Consider the following 17,002-nt stretch of genomic DNA (forward strand, 5'->3'; position numbering starts at 1 on the left):
CACAGTCTGGCCCAAAGCGTTCGCGGAGCCCGCTGAATGAAGGTCATCAACGCCGTCTTCCCCTCGTCCGACCAGTTCGAAGAGTTCTTCGGCGCGCCTGATGACGGTCCGTTCGTGATGGTCAACCTGTTGAAGTTCAAGGAAAAGGCGGAGTATGCCGACGGCTCGGACGCCGAGCTGTCGGGCCGTGAGGCCTATGGCCGCTACGGCGCGGTCGTCACGGGCCTGATCGAGGCCCTGGGCGGGCGAATCCGTTACAGCGGCGCGGTCACCGGCCTGCTGCTAGGCGAGGTCGACGAGCTCTGGGACGCCGTGGCCCTGGCCGAGTATCCGTCGCTGGCCGCCTTCCAGGCCATGGCCATTTCGCCCGAGATGCACGCCATCGAGCACCATCGCAAGGCGGGCCTGGCCGGCCAGTTGAACATCCGCACCCGTCCCGCCCAGGGCTACGCGCCGCGCGACCTGCACAACGACGACCGGATGTGGAAGCCCGAACTGGCCGGCGCCCTCAACTAGTCGCGCAAAACCGTGCGGAAGCCGACGTGCGCGGCCCCGCTGTCGGGCGGTCCGGGCGTACGCGCGGCCGGCCGGTAGCGGAAGCAGAAGTCGTCCGTGCACAGGAACGAGCCGCCCTTGACCACGTGCTTGGGCGTATCGGGCTCGCCGGGGTCCAGCGCCCGGACCTGAGGCGGACCGCCGGCCTCGACCACCTCGACCGGCTCCAGGCCGGGCCGGAACCAGTCCTTGGTCCACTCCCAGACATTGCCGGCCATGTCGACCAGACCATGGCCGTTGGGCGGATAGCAGCCGACCGGCGCGGGGCTGGCCTTGTAGCCGTCGGTTCCCAGGTCCTGGGCAGGGAACGGTCCCTGCCAGGTGTTGGCCCTTGGATGGGCCGCGTCCTGGGGCTGGTCGCCCCAGGCGTAGCGCTTACCGGTCAGGCCGCCGCGCGCGGCGTATTCCCACTCGGCCTCGGTCGGCAGATCGTGGCCCAGCCACTTGGCGTAGGCCATGGCGTCCTCCCAGGCGATGTGGACGACGGGCCAAGCCTCCTTGCCCCTGATGTTCGAGCGCGGCCCCAGCGGATGCCGCCAATCCGCGCCGGGGACCACTTCCCACCATGCCGAGGGATCGTCCGACCTCGCCCCCTTCGTCCCCCCGACGAAGACAAGCGAGGCCGGACGCCGCTGCGCCGCCGACAACTGGGCGTAGCGCGCGGGATCGAGCGGCCGTTCGGCCACGGTGCGGTAACCCGTGGCTTCGACGAACCGCGCGAAGGCGGCATTGGTGACCTCGGTGCGATCGATCCAGAACGGCGCGACCTTCACCGACCGCGGTGGCCCCTCCTCCGGTCGCAGCGGCGCCGCGCCCATCAGGAAGTCGCCGCCGGCCAGCCGAACCATACCGGCCGTCCGATGGTCGGGATCGGCGATCGGCAGGCTCGCCAGACAGGCCTTGGGCGTCGGCTGACCGCAGCCCGTCAACACCAAGGCCGCCAGGATCGAGACCGCTCTTAGTTGTCCCAATAGACGTACTCATCGCTGGGCTTGGGCGTCTGGCCGCCCGGATGGTCGATATAGAAGGCGCCCGAGACCAGCGAAGGCCAGGCCGGCTTGACCATCTGACCGTCCAGCTGGGCCAGGGTCGCCCGCAATTCGCGCAGCTTCTCGGGCCGGACCTTGGAGAGGTCATGCCGCTCGGTCGGATCGGAGGTCAGGTCGAACAGCCAGGTGCGGTTTGGCTCCTGGGCGACCTGCAACTTCCAGCCGCCGGCGAGCACCGTCTTGTAACGACCCGAGCGCCAGTAGATCGCCTTGTGCGGATCTCCGCCCGCTTGGCCCTTCACGAACGGCACCAGGTCGACGCCGTCCATCACCCGATCCTTGGGCGCGCTGGCCCCGGCCGCGCCGGCGGCGGTGGCGAAGATGTCCACGTGGCCCACCGGGCTGCGATAGACCGCGCCCGCCGGCAGTTGCCCGGGCCAGCGCAGCAGGAACGGCACATGGATACCGCCCTCGAAGAAGGTCGCCTTCCAGCCCCGATAAGGCCGGTTGATGTCGGGCAGGCCGATATAGTTCGCGCCGCCGTTGTCGGAGGTGAAGATCACGAGGGTGTTGTCGTCCAGGCCCTTGTCCTTCAGCGCCCGCAGCACCCGGCCGATATTGCGGTCCAGGTTCCGCACCATGGCGGCGTAGACCCGCATCCGGTGGTCCTTGATCTGGCTCAGGGCGGCGTAGTCGGCCTTGGGCGCCTGCAACGGCGTGTGGACGGCGTTGTAGGCCAGATAGAGGAAAAACGGCCGGTTCTTGTTGGCGTCGATCGCCTTGACCGCTTCGTCCGTCAGGTAGTCGGTCATGTAGGTCGCCGGCTTGAACGGCTTGGAGCCATTGAATTGCACCGCATAGGGCCGCACGCCCCACAGGAACTTGTCGATCGCATCCCAGTCCTGGCGCGACTCCTCGACGGACGGGTCGCCGGGCGGCGCGAACATCGAGGCGCCGGCCATGAAGCCCAGGCTCTCGTCGAAGCCCTGATCCTCGGGCCGCGAGCCCTTCACCCCGCCCAGGTGCCACTTGCCCAGGTGGATCGTGTGGTAGCCGCGCGTCTTCAGCGCCTCGGCGATGGTGATCTCGGTCGACGGCACGGCCTCGGTGTTGTCGTCCTTGGGCGCGTTCTTGACCTCGTCCTTGTTGAAGCGGGCCGGATGCAGGGCGTCTCCGCCGTGGCCGCCGACCACGCGCGAGAAGGCCACCGGCGTGGGCGTGAACTCGAAGCCGAAGCGGGTGGCGTAGCGGCCGGTCATGATCGCCGCGCGCGACGGGGCGCAGGTCGCGTTGCCGCTATAGCCGTTGGCGAAGGTCACACCCTGGTGGGCGATCGAATCGATGGCCGGCGTCGGCACGGTCCCGCCCGCGACGCCACCACCGTTCAGGGTGATGTCATTGTAGCCGAGGTCGTCGGCCAGGATGAAAACCACGTTTGGCGGCCGTCGCCCTTCCGGCGCCGCTTCCGGCCCCTTGGTCCAGGTCACCGGGTGATTGGCCTCGGCCTTAGGCTGCTTGGCCCGCGCGATCTGGATGATCAGGTCGGTGCGGAAATGCCAGGCCGCGGCGACGGCGACGGCAAGTCCCCCGAACGCCGCCAGGAGTCCCTTCCAGGCCTTCATCACGCACCTCCCTATCGAGCCACGAAGCATATATTGACATTCGTCGTGCCGCTAGATGTCATCCTCTCGACACTAGGAGGCCAGCCTTGTCCCTGCGCACCGTCCTCATGCGCGGCGTGACCGCCGCCCTGACCAGTCCGACCCGCCGCCGGCTGGCCCGCGACCTCGCCGCCGCGCGCGCCAAGCTGCGTGGCGAGCGGCCGACCGTCCGCTATTTCCACCAGGCCGACGATCCCTATTCGCACCTGGCGGCGCAGATGCTGCCGCGCCTGCGGGTCCGCTACGACGTCGAAGTCCTCACCTGGCTGGTCCCGCCGCCTGAGGACTCGGCCGCGCCCGACCGCGAACGCCTGCGCGCCTACGGCTTGCGCGACGCCGCCCGGCTGGCTCGCGCCCGAGGCCTGGGCTTTCCGGCGAAGGCCAGCCTGCCCGATCCCGAGGCCGTCCGGCGGCTGGAAGTCGTGCTGGCCGACGCCCTGGAACGCGGCCGCTTCGAGGACGTCGTCTCGGCGGCCGGGGCGGCGTTATGGTCCAGCGACACCAGGACGCTGGCCGGCATGGCGGCCTGGGCCAGCGGCCAGGCCCCGCGCCTGGTCGACGACATCCTGATCGCCGGCGAACGCCAGCGCGCCGATCTCGGCCACTATCTGGGCGGCATGTTCCACTTCGAGGGCGAGTGGTTCTGGGGCGTCGACCGCCTGGGCTGGCTGGAGCGCCGCCTGGCCGACAGGGGCCTGGACCGCGAGGCTGGAAAGCCGCCAATGGCCCCCGCCCTCGAGCCCACGCTGAGCTCGCCACTGGGCTCGCCGCTGGACCTGATCGCGCCGACCATCGAACTGTGGTTCTCGTTCCGCAGCCCCTATTCCTGGCTGGTCCTGCCGCGGATCCGGCAACTGGCGCGGGCCTATGGCGCGCGGCTCGAGCTCAAGCCGATCCTGCCGATGGTCATGCGCGGCCTGGCCGTGCCGCGGGTGAAGACCCTCTACATCGCCCTGGACTGCAAACGCGAGGCCGAGCGCCTGGGCCTGCCGTTCGGCAAGATCGTCGATCCCGTCGGAGCCGGCGCGGAACGGGCCCTGGCGGTGCTGCACCACGCGATCGCGCTGGGCCTTGGCGAGGACTTCGCCGAGCTGGGCCTGAAGGCCGCCTTCGCCGACGGGATCGCCCTGGCGGAGGACGACGGCCTCTACGCCGTGGCCCGACGCGCGGGGCTGACCGACGCTCAAGTCTCCGCCGCCCTGGCCGACGAGACCTGGCGCGACCGGGCAGAGGCCAACCGCGCCGCCCTGCTGGACGCCGGCGTCTGGGGCGCGCCCAGCTTCCGGGTCAGCGGCCAGCCTGCCCATTGGGGTCAAGACCGGTTGTGGATGCTGGAGGACGACATCCGCGCGGCCATCGAGTCGGTACGAACCTCATCCCATGCCAAGATGTAGGCGCCGATAGACCGAAGGCCCCTTCGCCGTCACGCCCAGCTCGGCCCAGCCGCGGATCTCCAGAGCCGTCAGGGCGTACACCAAGCGCTGTCGGCCAAGTCCTTCGGCTTCGGTCACCAGCGGCGGGGCCCCAGTCACTTTGAAAGGCGTCACCATCAAGCGTCCCAAGCGTCGGTGACGCTGGCCGTGTCGGTCAGGATCGCGGTGTTCAGATCCAGCATCTTCAGCGCGGCGGCATGCAGGTCGGGCTCGTAGGCCGCGCAAGCGTCGGCCGCGATGAACACCTGGTAGTCGTGGTTGAAAGCGTCCTTGGCGGTGTCGGCGACACAGCACTCGGTGGTCAGGCCGGCGATCACCAAGGTGTCGACACCCAAAGACTCCAGCTCGGCGTCGATGTCGGTGTCCCAGAAGGGGCTGTAGCGAGTCTTGCGGAAGACGCGCTCGCCTGGCTTGGGCCGGGGTCCGACGAAATCAGCGCCCGGCGTTCCGGCGCGGCAGAGCGCCGGGCCAGCCTCGGGGTCGGCGCCGCGCCGGCGCATTCGCTCGTCCCAGGCGTCGGAATCGGTTTCACGCGTCGTGAACAGACCGACGAACACCACCGGAACGCTCGCCGCCCGCGCGGCGTCCGCCAAGCGTTCGGCCGCCGCCAGCGCCGCCGGCACGGTCGAGAGGTCCAGCCCCCACTGGGCGGCCAAGCCTTCGGGCGCGCCGAAATCGACCTGCATGTCGACGATCAGCAGCGCCGTGCGGTCCGGCGCGACCCAGTCCCGCAAGTCCTTGGGCAAGGTCACGAGAATGCCGACCGCAGGTGAGGCAGGATCTCGGAGCCAAACATCGACAACCCCTCCACATAGTCCGGAAAGATCAGCATCAACCCATCCAGCTCGCACTCGGTGATGAAGGCCTCGACCTGCTCGCGGCAGGTGGCGGGCGAACCAACCATGGTCTGGGTCATGAACGCGCCCTGCTTTTCGGCCACCGAAGCCAGGCGATCGGCCGGCACGCCCCAGCTGGCCAGCATGGCCAGGATCGCGCCCATGTCCGCGCCCTCGGCATAGCGCTGAACCAGGGCCTGGGCGCCCGCGTCGCTATCGGCGTGGATGATCGTGCACATGGCATAGGTGCGGATGCTCTTGCCCAGGGTCGCGGCCAGGGCCTTGGCCCGGCGCGAGGCCTCGCGGTGCTCCCCTCGCGACCGTCCGCCGATGAAGCAGGCGTCGGCCTCGCGCACGGAAAACTGAAAGCCACGATCGGACATCCCCGCGCAGATCAGTTCGGGACGCGGCTTGGACACGGGCTTGGGCTTGGACTGGCAGTCCTTCATCGTGAAGTACTTGCCGGCGAAATCGACGCTGTCCTCGGTCCACAGGCGCTTGACGATGGTCGTCCACTCCTCCGCCAGGCCGTAGCGGTCATCGTGGGACAACGAATCGTCCCAGGCGCTCATCTGGTCGAACTCGGCCTTGTAGGCCCCGGCGACGATGTTCAGCCCCGCCCGGCCGCCGCTGATGTGGTCCAGGGTGGCGATCATCTTGGCCGCCACGGCCGGATTCCGCAGCAGCGGGTGCACCGTGGCCCAGATGCGGACGTTCTTGGTCGCCTCGGCGATGGCGGCCATCAGGGTCACCGACTCGAGCGAGGTCCCCCAGTGGTCGGTCTCGCCGCCGAAGCCGCGAAACTTGCCCATCGACATCACGAAATCCATGCCGACCTGGTCGGCCGTGATCGCGGCGGCCCGGTTCTGGGCATAAAGCCCGTCCAGCCTGGGCGTGGTTTTGGAGACGATCCACCCACCGTTCGCGACCGGCAGAAAGACGCCGAAATCCTTATGCTGCGTGGGTCGATCGAACATGGCGCGGATCATCACGCGCTTCATCGCCCCAAACAACCCGAGGGACAACCGCACTTGACGGAGCGCCAGTCGCCGCCATCCGCGGGCAACTTACATGTGCCAGGACCGCGCACCGGAAAACAAAGGTCTTGGGCGAATGGCGACACAGGATTATCCATTCCCCAAATGCTCACCCAGACCGATGGCGCTTCCGCCGTCCCCCCAACTGAAAGCGCCGCGGAACGGGCCCGGAATCGTCGCCGGGCGCCGGTCCGTCGTTTGCGCTTCGCCCTGGCCGTCCTAGCCATCGGCGTCGGCGTGGCCGTCGTCGGCCAGGCGTCGCTGCGCAGCTTCGCGTCGAACAAGCTCCGGACCCAGGCGGCCAACACGCCCCTAGTGCTGAACAAGCCGCGCTTCACCGGCGTGCTGAAGGACGGCCGCGCCTTCCTGATCACCGCCGACCACGCCGAACGCGACGCCAAGGACCCGAATCTGGTGCGCCTGACCGCGCCGCTGCTGGTGCGCGGCTATGGGGCGCCCGATCCCACTCAGGCCACGGCCAAGACCGGCGTCTATCGCGAGACCGAGCACACCCTGCTGCTGTCGGACGAGGTGAAGATCACCAGCGCCGAGGGCTACGACTTCGACGCCCCGCAGGCGCTGATCGACATGCGCACGGGCGAGGTCAGCGGCAATTCGGGCATCGCGGGCTCCGCGCCCCAGGGCAGCACCCAGGCCAACAGCTACAACGTCACCGACAAGGGGGACCGCGTGGTGCTGAAGGGCCGTGTGCGCACGCGGCTGGAGCCCGGGCGCTGACGTGGCCGCCCTAAAACGCGTCTGCTTTCTCTACATCGCGCAACACCATCAGGTCTGGCACAGCCTGTCGGTGGCCGTCGCCATGGCTCGGCGCTGGCCGGCCATCAAGGTCGAGATCGCCACGACCACGCCCGACCTGCTGGACTATGTCGCCGGCCTGATCGCCGAGCTGGGCGGGGCGCCGATCGAGCTCGTCCTGCTGCCCCCGGCCTGGCTGCGCCGCTTCGGCAAGGGCGGCGCCCCGCCGAAGGCGCCGATGCTGATCGCCAACGCCCTGCGCCTGGCCCGCTATGACGCGGTGATCACGCCCGAGCGCACCACCGCCCTGCTCCGCCGCATCGGGGTGCGCCATCCGCTGCTGGTCTACACCCAGCACGGCGCCGGCGACCGCGAAGGGCCGTTCGAACCGCGCCTGAAGCTGTTCGACCTGGTCATGGCCGCCGGCCGCAAACAGCGCGACCGCATGCTGCAGGAGGGCTGGGTCACCGAAGACACCTGCGCCATGGTCGGCTATCCCAAATTCGACCTGGTCGACGAGCTGCCCCAGCGCGAGGCTCCGCGCTTCGACCACCCCGGCCCGGTGGTGCTGTACAATCCGCATTTCCACGCCGAGCTCGGCTCCTGGCCCAAGTGGGGCCAGCAGGTGCTGGAGTTCTTCGCGACCAACGACCGCTACAACCTGATCTTCGCCCCGCATATCCGGCTATTCGAGACCGCCTCGATGGAAGAGCGCGCGGCGTTCAAGACCTTCGCCGAGAATCCGCGCATCCATGTCGATCTGGGCGGTCCCGCGGCGGCGGACATGACCTACACCAAGGCCGCCGACCTCTATCTCGGCGACGTCTCCAGTCAGGTCTACGAGTTCCTGCGCACGCCCAAGCCGTGCCTGTTCCTCAACAGCGGCGGCGCGGCCTGGCGCGGCGACCCCAGCTTTCACCACTGGCTGTTCGGCCCCGTGCTGGAGAGCATCGACCGCCTGGGCGAGGGCCTGGACCAGGCCTTCGCGACCCATGAGGACTATCTCGAGACCCAGACCTTGGGCATCGACGAGACCTTCGACGTCAGCAACACGCCAGCCTCGGTGCGCGCGGCCCGCGCCATCGTCGACAAGCTGGAGCGCGTGGCATGACCGACGCGGCCCAGCCGGCCTCTCCGCTCAGGAAGGTGCTCGGCAACGCCGGCCAGCTGCTGAGCGGCCGCGTGGTCAACGCCGTCGTCGGCCTGGCCTATATCGCCCTGACCGCCCGCAGCCTGGGCAAGGAGGCGATGGGCGTCGTGGTGCTGATCAACGCCTTCGCCCAGTTCCTGGGCGAGGTGGCGCACTTCCAGTCCTGGCAGACCCTGATCACCTACGGCACGGCGCCCGCGATGGACGGCGACAAGCCCAAGTTCCACCAGGTGCTGCGCCTGTCGCTGCTGCTGGACCTGATCAGCGGCGTCCTGGGCACCGCCCTGGGCGTGGCCGGGGCTTTCCTGTTCTGGCGCCAGCTGCAATGGCCCGCCGAGGTGATCGGCCACGGCGCGCTCTACGCCCTGTCGATCGGGGTGATGACCTCGGCCACGGGCGTCGGCCTGCTGCGCCTGTTCGACCGGTTCCGCTTCCTGGCGGGCCAGCAGGCGGTCAGCTCGCTGGTGCGGATGGTCGGCTGCGCGATCTGCGCCGTCACCACAGCGCCGATCCAGTGGTTCCTGCTGGCCTGGGCGGCCGGCACCTTCGCCTCGTTCTTCTACATCGCCGCCATCGCGATCTGGGACCTGAACAAGCGCGGCCTGCTGAAGGGCTTCACCCTGGCGGGTCCCACGACTGAAGGCCTGCCCGGCGTCTGGCGCTTCGCCATGGCCACCAACTTCTCCAGCACGGTCGACGTCGGCTTCACCCACGTGCTGACCCTGGTTGTCGGCGCCATGCTGGGTCCGGTGCAGGCCGCCTACTGGCGGATCGGCAAGCAGGTGGCCGACGGCATGGCCAAGCCGGCCCGCCTGATGGTCCCGGCCCTCTATCCCGAACTGGCCAAGATGCGCGCCACGGGCGGCCAACAGGCCATGACCAAGCTGGCCATTCAGATCGGCCTGATCGGCGGCGCCGCGGCCGGCGTACTGTTGCTGGTCAGCCTGGTCGCGGGACGCCCGATCCTGGAAATCGTGATGGGCAAGGCGTATGGAGCGGCCGCGGGCGTCATGAACTGGCAGGTGGCCGCCGCGGCCATCGCCATCCTGTCCCTGCCGCTGGAGCCGATGCTGGTCTCGATGCGCGCCGCGGGCGCGGCTCTGACGGTTCGCCTAGTGGTCGTCGTGGCCTATCTGGCGGCCCTGGTTCCGCTGATCAACGCCTTCGGACTGACGGGCGCGGGCGCCGCCCTGGTTGCGTCCGCTTTGGCGATGGCCGCCGGCATGTATTTCATGGCGCGCCACAGGCTCGCCCGACTCGCCGCGGACGAAAACGCCGCGCGCACCGACAAAGACGATGAAAGACTATCCTATGATCACCCCCACGGCGTCTGAGCGTACTGTCCGGTTCGCCGACTTCCCGACCCTGACCCAGGCTCTCGATTTCGCCGCGACGGGCGAGACGGGCGTCAACCTGTATTCGCTGCGTGGCGAGCTGGTCGAGGCCATCCCCTACGCCAAGCTGCGTGAGGACGCCTTGGTGCTGGCTCGCCGCCTGCTGGCCACGGGGGCCAAGGTCGGCGACAGCGTGGCCTTGCTGGCCGAGACCGACGCCGACTTCGTCCGCGCCTTCTTCGCCTGCCAGTATGCCGGCCTGCTGCCCGCGCCGATGGCCCTGCCGACCCCGCTGGGCGGCCGCGCGGCCTATATCGAGCAGATCACCAACCTGGCGAAGTCGGCCAAGGCCAAGATCCTGATCGGTCCGGTCGGCCTGAAGGACTGGGTGGCCGAGATCGGCGAGCGCGCGGGTCTCGACTTCGCCGGCGTCCTGGCCGACCTGCCGGAGGACGGCGGCGCGCAGCTCCCGACGATCAGCCCGGAAGACCCCTGCTACCTGCAGTTCTCGTCGGGCAGCACCCGCACCCCGACCGGCGTGCTGGTGCTGCACAAGGCCCTGATGGCCAACTGCGTCGCGATCACCCGCGACGGCCTGCAGGTGACGGCGTCGGACCGCGCCATCTCGTGGCTGCCGCTCTATCACGACATGGGCCTGATCGGCTTCCTGCTCTCGCCGCTGTCCTGCCAGATGACGGTCGACCTGCTGCCCACCGGCGCCTTCGTCCGCCGTCCGCTGCTGTGGATCGACCTGATCGGCCGCAACAAGGCGACCATCGCCTACAGCCCGACCTTCGGCTACGAGCTGTGCGCCCGCCGCGTGCAGGGCCAGCCGCTGGACGCCTATGACCTCAGTCACTGGCGCAGCGCCGGCCTGGGCGGCGACATGATCCGCATGCCGCCGCTGAAGGCCTTCGTCGAGGCCTTCGAGCCGGCCGGCTTCTCGCCCAAGGCGTTCGTGGCCAGCTATGGCATGGCCGAGGCGACGCTGGCCCTGTCCATGGCCCCGCTGGGCAAGGGTCTGCGCGCCGAGACCCTGGATGTCGAGCGCCTGGAGCGTGACAACCTGGCCGTCGACGCGCCGGAAGGCTCCGAACGCGCCCGCGACTTCGCTCGCTGCGGCCCCGCCCTGCCCCACCACTTCCTGGAAGTGCGCGGTGACGACGGCCAAGTCCTGCCCGAGCGCGGCGTCGGCCGCATCTTCGCCAAGGGCCCCTCGATCATGAGCGGCTATTTCGCCAATCCGGACGAGACCGCGCGCGTGCTGTCGACCGACAGCTGGCTGGACACTGGCGACATCGGCTTCAAGATCGAGGACGAGATCGTCATCACCGGCCGCGCCAAGGACCTGATCATCCTGAACGGCCGCAACATCTGGCCCCAGGACCTGGAGTGGACCGCCGATCATGAGATCGACGGCCTGCGCAGCGGCGACGTCTGCGCCTTCGCCATCCCCGCCGAGCCGGAAGACCAGATCGTCGTGCTGGTCCAGGCCCGCGGCGGCGACGCCGACACACGCGCGCTGATGGTCGAACAGGTCGCCACCCTGCTGCGCACCCGCCATGGCGTCGACGCCAAGGTGAAGCTGGTCGGCGCCCACGCCCTGCCCCAGACCTCGTCTGGCAAGCTCAGCCGCTCGAAGGCCAAGACCGCCTATCTGGCCGGAACCTACGGTGACTGACCGGATCGTCGCCGTCACCGGCGCCACGGGCTTTCTGGGCCGTCATCTGGTCCGCGCCCTGGCCCGGGACGGCTGGACGCCGCGCGTCCTGGCGCGCCGCGACCCGGTTCATCCGTTCTGGCGCGATATCGAGGTCGACGTCGTCGTCGGCGACCTGAAGACCCCGGGCGCGCTGGACCGCCTGTGCAAGGGCGCCGAAGTGGTGATCCACGCGGCTGGCCTGATCAAGGCCGCCTCGCTTGAAGGCTTTAACGCCGTCAACCGCGACGGGGCCCGCGCCGTCGCCCTGGCCGCGAAGGCCGCGGGCAGTCGGTTCATCCTGGTCTCCAGCCTGGCCGCGCGCGAGCCTCAACTCTCGAACTACGCCGCCAGCAAGCGGGCCGGCGAGGACGCGGTGCGTGAAATCCTGCCTGACGCCCTGGTCGTCCGCCCGCCGGCCATCTACGGCCCCGGCGACACCGAGACCCTGGCCCTGTTCCAGCTGGCGGCGAGAAGCCCGATCCTGCCGGTGCTGTCTCCCGACACCCGGATCGCCATGATCCACGTCCAGGACGCCGCGGCCAAGCTTGCGAACTATTGCGAAAATCCGGTTTCGGGCCTTATCGAACTCTCGGATGTGCGGCGCGACGGTTACACTTGGGCGGAAATCATGAGCGCCGCGGGGGCGACAATGGGCGCAAACCCGCGCCTGGCAAGGCTTCCCGACAAGGTGCTGACGTTGGCCGGAACCCTTGCGGACGCTTGGTCTTACGCAACGAAAACCCCTACCGTGTTCGGCTCCGGCAAGGTCAAGGAGTTGCTTCACGCTGATTGGTCACTATCTAGCGCTCCGAAGGCGGAGGGAGTACCCAGCGTGTTCGGCCTGATCGATGGGTTCGCTCACACCGTCGATTGGTACCGGACAGAGGGTTGGTTGCCTGAAAATATCGGCGCCTAATTCGAATATGGCGGAAATCTGACAGACTCGCCGTTACAGTAGTGTCACGGGTGGGGCTCCCGGAGGTTTGATTTAGAATGGAAACGGTGACGGATCTCAGCTTGCGCGAGATCGGGGTAGCGACGACCAAGGTTCTGGGACGCCCTGTAGAAGTGCGCGCGGAGTCGCATATTGGCCGTGACCTCGCCGTGGACTCCCTGGCCCTCATGAACATCATCATGGAGCTCGAAGACACCTTCGACATCTCCATTCCTCTCGATCGCCTGGCCTCCGTCGAGACCGCCGGCGATCTTTCCAAACTGATCAATGATCTCCGGACTAGGGCTTAACTAATGGGGCTGTTTGATAAGCACCTGGCCTATCGCGACGCGTACAAGGCCATTCAGGACGCCGGGGCCGACCCGTTCAAGGTCCGCTTCGACGCCGTCACCTCGCCGACCGAAGGCGTCGTCGAAGGCCGCCGGACCATCCTGCTGGGCACCAACAACTATCTGGGCCTGACCTTCGACGAAGAGGCGATCGCCGCCTCGGTGAAGGCCGTCCAGGAGCGCGGCACCGGTACGACCGGCTCACGCATCGCCAACGGTTCGTTCGAGGCTCACGTCGAGCTCGAGCAGGAACTGGCCAAGTTCTACGGCCGCAAGCACGCCATGGTCTTCACGACCGGCTACCAGGCCAATCTGGGCGTGCTGTCGACCCTGGTGGGTCGCGGCGACCACCTGATCCTCGACGCCGACAGCCATGCCTCGATCTACGACGGCTCGCGCCTGGGCCACGCCGAGGTCATCCGCTTCCGTCACAACGATCCCGAAGACCTGGCCAAGCGCCTGCGTCGCCTGGGCGATACGCCGGGCGAGCGCCTGATCGTTGTCGAGGGCGTCTACTCGATGATCGGCGATGTCGCGCCGCTCAAGGAAATCGCCGCCGTGAAGCGTGAGCTGGGCGGCTACCTGCTGGTCGACGAAGCCCACTCGATGGGCGTGCTGGGCGCGACGGGTCGCGGCCTGGCCGAGGCGGCCGGCGTGGAAGACGACGTCGACTTCATCGTCGGCACCTTCTCCAAGAGCCTGGGCGCCATCGGCGGCTTCTGCGTCTCGAACATGGACGACTTCGACGTCATGCGCGTCGTCTGCCGCCCCTACATGTTCACCGCCTCGCTGCCGCCGGCCGTGGTCGCCTCGACCATCACCGCCCTGCGCCGCATGGTCGAACAGCCCGAGCTGCGCGACCGCCTGAACCGCAACGCCAAGCGCCTCTATGACGGCCTGACCGCCATGGGCTTCCACACCGGCCCGACGGCCAGCCCGGTGGTCGCCACGACCATCCCGGACCAGGAACGCGCCATCGCCATGTGGAACGGCCTGCTGCAGGCCGGCGTCTACCTGAACCTGGCGCTGCCGCCCGCGACGCCCGACAGCCGCCCGCTGCTGCGCGCCAGCGTCAGCGCCGCCCACACCGACGAGCAGATCGACGCCGTCCTGAGCGCTTTCGCCGAAATCGGCGCGGCTCTTGGCGTCATCGAGCCCCTCAAGCGCGCCCGCGCCTAAAGCCTGTCGAATTTGGATGCACATCCAAATTCGATAAACAGGCTTTAGATTCAAGAGATAGAGCGCGTCCCTACGCGCTCGGCAGCGCTCCCTTCGCTGAAACGAAGACGCCCGGGCTCACACCCGGGCGTTTTTGTTTTCAGGTCCTGCGCCGCGCGCTCCAGACCTTCATCAACACGCCTGGCGCGGCCAGGATCGGGTGTCGCTCGCGCCAGGGCGTGACCTCGACGGCCACGCCGGTGTGGCGCTCGATCTTCCAGGCGGCGTAGCGCGCCGCGCCCTGGAAGGTGAAGGACGCTTTCATCAGCCGAGCGGCGTTCAGCGGCTTGCCCATCAACTTGCGCGGCGTCCAGGCCTCGCGGACGCGGCTCCGCTCGCCCGCGTCCAACGCCCCGGCTTGATCGGCCTGCACGGCCTCCATGACGCGGTCGTAGCGGCCAGGATCGAAGGTCAGGATCGAAACCTCGCGGCCCGCCTTCTCGACCCGCAGCTCGGCCTTGTAGGTCTCCTGAAACAGGGCCGCCCACAAGGCGTGCGGCGAGCCGCCGGCCGGTCCCAGAGCCTGGGCGTAGCACGCGGCCGTACGGCAAGCGTCGGTCACCGCGTCGATGACCTGTTCCCGCGCGCCCTCCCCCGCCCAGATCAGCGCGCAGGGCTGGACGAAGCGGGCCCAGATGGTGGTGTCCAGGGTCGCGCCGGCGGCGGCCCGCTGGAACTGCTCCAGGGTCATCGAGGCGACCTTGGCCCGCAGCACCGCTCCGCCATGCGCCAGCTCGTGATAGCTGACGTCCGGCCACAGGATGCGCGTGAAGAAGCCTCGCCAGCCCTTTGGCGGCCGCTCGGTCAGCACGTAGTAGTCGAGCACGCCCGACAGGTCGCCGGTCCGCAGGATCGAGCCGTAGAACAGCACCGCCCTTGCGTCCGGGAAGATCGTCGCCAGGTGCTCGGCGAAGGCGGTGATCGGCGCGGGGGTCGAAACGGACAGCTCGGCCGCGACCAGGTCGCGAAGGCGGCTCATCCGACCAGGAACCTCAAGGCCGGCCCCAGGCCGATCGTCAGTTCGCCGCCCTCGAACACCTCGCCGTCCAACACGAACGGCGCGCCGCCGGCCAGACTGATCTCGCGCGGGTCGCGACGGCGATAGCCCATGCCCTCCAGCGCCGGCGCGACCTTACCGCTCAGCACCATCGGGAAGGCCTTGAGCAGGCGGCGCGGGGGCGCGTCGACGTCCAGCAGCTTCAGCCCCTCGCGCGGCGCGCCGAAAGGCATGACGCCGAACGGCAGGCGCTTCAGGGCGGTGGCCAGCACCGCGAAGCGCTCGCCCTCGGGCTGGATCTCGCCGTCCAGGGCGATCGTGGCCGGCACGCCCTCGCGCCACTCGTCGCGGCTGCCGCCGAATACCGCCCGAAGCGCCGCGGTGACGATGGTCACGGCCACGGCCAGGTTGTGGAAGAAGCCGACCTTGTGGACCTTCTGCGCCAGGGTGGTGGCCTTCACCGGGGCGCCGACACCGAAGAAGAAACCCTGCAGGCAGGGCCGGTGGCCGTCGGTCCAGCTAACCCGCAGCGGCGGTCGCGACTTGACCGTCGGCTCGGACCGGCGAGCGGCGACCAGGGCCTCCTCCAGCCGCCAGTCGTCGGGCGTGCCCAGGTCGATCGCCAGCACATTGGTCTTGCCCGAGGGCAGCACCGCCAGCATCGGCAGGTTTTCACCGAAGGTGTGAGGCAGCAGGCTGATGACGTCGCGCACCGTGCCGTCGCCGCCGTCGATGACCAGCAGGTCGAGGCCGTCACGCGCGAAGTCCTCCAGCGCCGTCCTCAGGGCGTCGCGGCCGAAGGGTTCGACCAGCACGACGCCCTCGGGCGCCGGCCCGGGCGGATGCAGCCGGTTGCCATGGCTCTTAGGATTGCGGACGACTCCGATACGCGTCATTTCGACAGCCAAGACTGGATAGAGCCCTTCGGTGCGGCCAAGCCCTGCAGAATCTGGACGGCGTGCACCAGGAAGCACGCGGCGGTCCAAATAGCCACCAGGGTGAAGCCGACGTCCGGCCGGCCCATGACGACACAGCCGGTCATCAGGAGCAGGTTCGGGTTCCGGCGCGCCGTGATCAGGCGGAAGAAGCTGTCGAACGGCCGCCAGGCGTGCATCTCCAGCTTGAAGAGGGACAGAAAGATTCCCTCCTCCACCCGCTGGGCGACATAGCCGCCGACGACGATGGCCAGGCTGAGGCCCGCATAGGGGATCGATTGGCCGACGGCGTAGACGCCCATGAACCAGGCCCACCACCAGAATGGCGGGTGCAGCAGGTCGATGCCATGGTCGAAGACATTGCCCCACTTGGACGAGGTCAGGGTCACGCGGGCCAGCTTACCGTCGACCGTGTCGAGGAAGGTCATGATCCAGGCGCAGACTAGGCCCCAGCCGAACTGGCCGTGCCAAAACAGCCAGGTGGCCGCCAGGGTCATCAGGAAGCCGATGAAGGTCACCTGGTTCGGCGTCATCTTGGCGATGGCCGCCCAGCGGGTGACGATCCGGGCTGGGGTCGGCCAGACGTACTTGGTGATGAAGTCGGTGACGCCCTTGTAAGAGCCCTGGAACAGGCGCTTTTCGACCGCGCGGACGGTCTCCGGCGTCAGGCGCTCCAGCACGGGCGGCTCGCGCTTGCGCAGGGCGCTGTTATAGGCCGAGCCCAGTTCCAACGCGGTCAGGCGGGTCAGGCGCGGGTCCAGGCCCGACGGATCCTGGCCGACGTTCAGCGCCTCGGTGGCGGCATAGGCCAGCGCGGCGGGCGCATGCACGGCCACGGCGCGACCGGCGTCGTCGACCAGCACGGCGCCCTCGCGGCCGGCCAGGGCCTTGATCAGAGACTCGTCGAACACCCAGCCGGCGTCGACCGCGACCACGGCGTTCGACAGGTCCACGGCCGGCGTTTCGATCAGGCCAAGGCGGCGATAGATGCGCGACAGGCGCTCGGGCGAGCTCATGCCCCAGATACGACCACCGGCTACGCCAACGGTCAGAGCGCGCGGCCCGTTTTGAATTTCACTACCCAAAGACAGTTATACCCCTTGAATCTCGACCCG

The 17,002-nt window shown here is 68.7% G+C and carries 16 protein-coding genes; 9 read left to right on the forward strand and 7 right to left on the reverse strand.

The annotated features are described in order from the left end of the window. Window positions 1-36: 36 nt before the first annotated feature. On the forward strand, window positions 37-516 hold the full coding sequence (locus tag ACW173_RS22230) for a DUF1330 domain-containing protein (protein ID WP_492082199.1): 480 nt from the start codon (window positions 37-39) through the stop codon (window positions 514-516). Here ACW173_RS22230 and ACW173_RS22235 read toward each other — a convergent pair. Both ACW173_RS22235 and ACW173_RS22240 read right to left on the reverse strand, forming a co-directional pair. After that, on the reverse strand, window positions 513-1,526 hold the full coding sequence (locus tag ACW173_RS22235; RefSeq protein WP_492082201.1) for a formylglycine-generating enzyme family protein: 1,014 nt from the start codon (window positions 1,524-1,526) through the stop codon (window positions 513-515). The two genes, ACW173_RS22230 and ACW173_RS22235, sit on opposite strands and share 4 nt — an antisense overlap. Further along, window positions 1,514-3,166: a sulfatase-like hydrolase/transferase gene (locus ACW173_RS22240; RefSeq protein ID WP_492082202.1), complete on the reverse strand. Its 1,653-nt coding sequence runs from the start codon at window positions 3,164-3,166 to the stop codon at window positions 1,514-1,516. Before ACW173_RS22240 ends, ACW173_RS22235 begins: the two co-directional genes overlap by 13 nt. Before the next feature lie 107 nt (window positions 3,167-3,273). On the opposite strand from ACW173_RS22240, the gene ACW173_RS22245 reads away from it, so the two are divergent. Next, window positions 3,274-4,599, forward strand: coding sequence for a 2-hydroxychromene-2-carboxylate isomerase (locus tag ACW173_RS22245; protein WP_492086039.1), 1,326 nt, complete (start codon window positions 3,274-3,276; stop codon window positions 4,597-4,599). 155 nt (window positions 4,600-4,754) lie between these two features. Here ACW173_RS22245 and ACW173_RS22250 read toward each other — a convergent pair whose 3' ends face one another. After that, window positions 4,755-5,384, reverse strand: a complete 630-nt coding sequence (locus ACW173_RS22250) for a cysteine hydrolase family protein (RefSeq protein WP_492086040.1) — start codon at window positions 5,382-5,384, stop codon at window positions 4,755-4,757. Between the two features lie 2 nt (window positions 5,385-5,386). Next, a complete protein-coding gene (locus ACW173_RS22255; RefSeq protein WP_492086041.1) occupies window positions 5,387-6,451 on the reverse strand; it encodes an LLM class flavin-dependent oxidoreductase in 1,065 nt (354 codons plus the stop codon). 165 nt (window positions 6,452-6,616) lie between these two features. Between ACW173_RS22255 and lptC the strand changes: the two genes are divergently transcribed. The 7 genes from lptC (at window position 6,617) to spt (ending at window position 13,916) form a co-directional block, all read left to right on the forward strand. Then, entirely contained in the window at window positions 6,617-7,249 is a 633-nt protein-coding gene (gene lptC / locus ACW173_RS22260) for an LPS export ABC transporter periplasmic protein LptC (RefSeq protein ID WP_492082203.1), read from the forward strand. A 1-nt stretch (window position 7,250) separates the two neighbouring features. Then, complete coding sequence (locus ACW173_RS22265; RefSeq protein WP_492082205.1) at window positions 7,251-8,378, forward strand: CDP-glycerol glycerophosphotransferase family protein; 1,128 nt, start codon at window positions 7,251-7,253, stop codon at window positions 8,376-8,378. Then, window positions 8,375-9,751: a lipopolysaccharide biosynthesis protein gene (locus ACW173_RS22270; RefSeq protein WP_492082207.1), complete on the forward strand. Its 1,377-nt coding sequence runs from the start codon at window positions 8,375-8,377 to the stop codon at window positions 9,749-9,751. Before ACW173_RS22265 ends, ACW173_RS22270 begins: the two co-directional genes overlap by 4 nt. Next, on the forward strand, window positions 9,714-11,432 hold the full coding sequence (locus tag ACW173_RS22275) for a fatty acyl-AMP ligase (RefSeq protein WP_492082208.1): 1,719 nt from the start codon (window positions 9,714-9,716) through the stop codon (window positions 11,430-11,432). The genes ACW173_RS22270 and ACW173_RS22275 overlap by 38 nt, the downstream gene beginning before the upstream one ends. Then, complete coding sequence (cerR, locus tag ACW173_RS22280) at window positions 11,425-12,369, forward strand: ceramide reductase (protein ID WP_492082209.1); 945 nt, start codon at window positions 11,425-11,427, stop codon at window positions 12,367-12,369. Before ACW173_RS22275 ends, cerR begins: the two co-directional genes overlap by 8 nt. Before the next feature lie 77 nt (window positions 12,370-12,446). Further along, the gene (locus ACW173_RS22285; RefSeq protein ID WP_492082211.1) at window positions 12,447-12,698 is read left to right on the forward strand and encodes an acyl carrier protein; all 252 of its coding nucleotides are present in this window, start codon (window positions 12,447-12,449) and stop codon (window positions 12,696-12,698) included. A 3-nt stretch (window positions 12,699-12,701) separates the two neighbouring features. Beyond that, entirely contained in the window at window positions 12,702-13,916 is a 1,215-nt protein-coding gene (spt, locus tag ACW173_RS22290) for a serine palmitoyltransferase (protein WP_492082212.1), read from the forward strand. Between the two features lie 139 nt (window positions 13,917-14,055). Here the strand turns inward: spt and ACW173_RS22295 are convergent, their stop codons facing one another. Genes ACW173_RS22295 through ACW173_RS22305 form a run of 3 tightly spaced genes read right to left on the reverse strand, consistent with a single transcriptional unit; the run spans window position 14,056 to window position 16,972 of the window. Next, window positions 14,056-14,934, reverse strand: coding sequence for a hypothetical protein (locus tag ACW173_RS22295; protein WP_492082213.1), 879 nt, complete (start codon window positions 14,932-14,934; stop codon window positions 14,056-14,058). Further along, window positions 14,931-15,926, reverse strand: a complete 996-nt coding sequence (locus ACW173_RS22300; protein ID WP_492082214.1) for a diacylglycerol/lipid kinase family protein — start codon at window positions 15,924-15,926, stop codon at window positions 14,931-14,933. The genes ACW173_RS22295 and ACW173_RS22300 overlap by 4 nt, the downstream gene beginning before the upstream one ends. Further along, window positions 15,845-16,972, reverse strand: coding sequence for a CDP-alcohol phosphatidyltransferase family protein (locus ACW173_RS22305; RefSeq protein WP_492082216.1), 1,128 nt, complete (start codon window positions 16,970-16,972; stop codon window positions 15,845-15,847). The genes ACW173_RS22300 and ACW173_RS22305 overlap by 82 nt, the downstream gene beginning before the upstream one ends. Window positions 16,973-17,002: the final 30 nt, after the last annotated feature.

Source organism: Caulobacter sp. ALps2 (assembly GCF_058681635.1).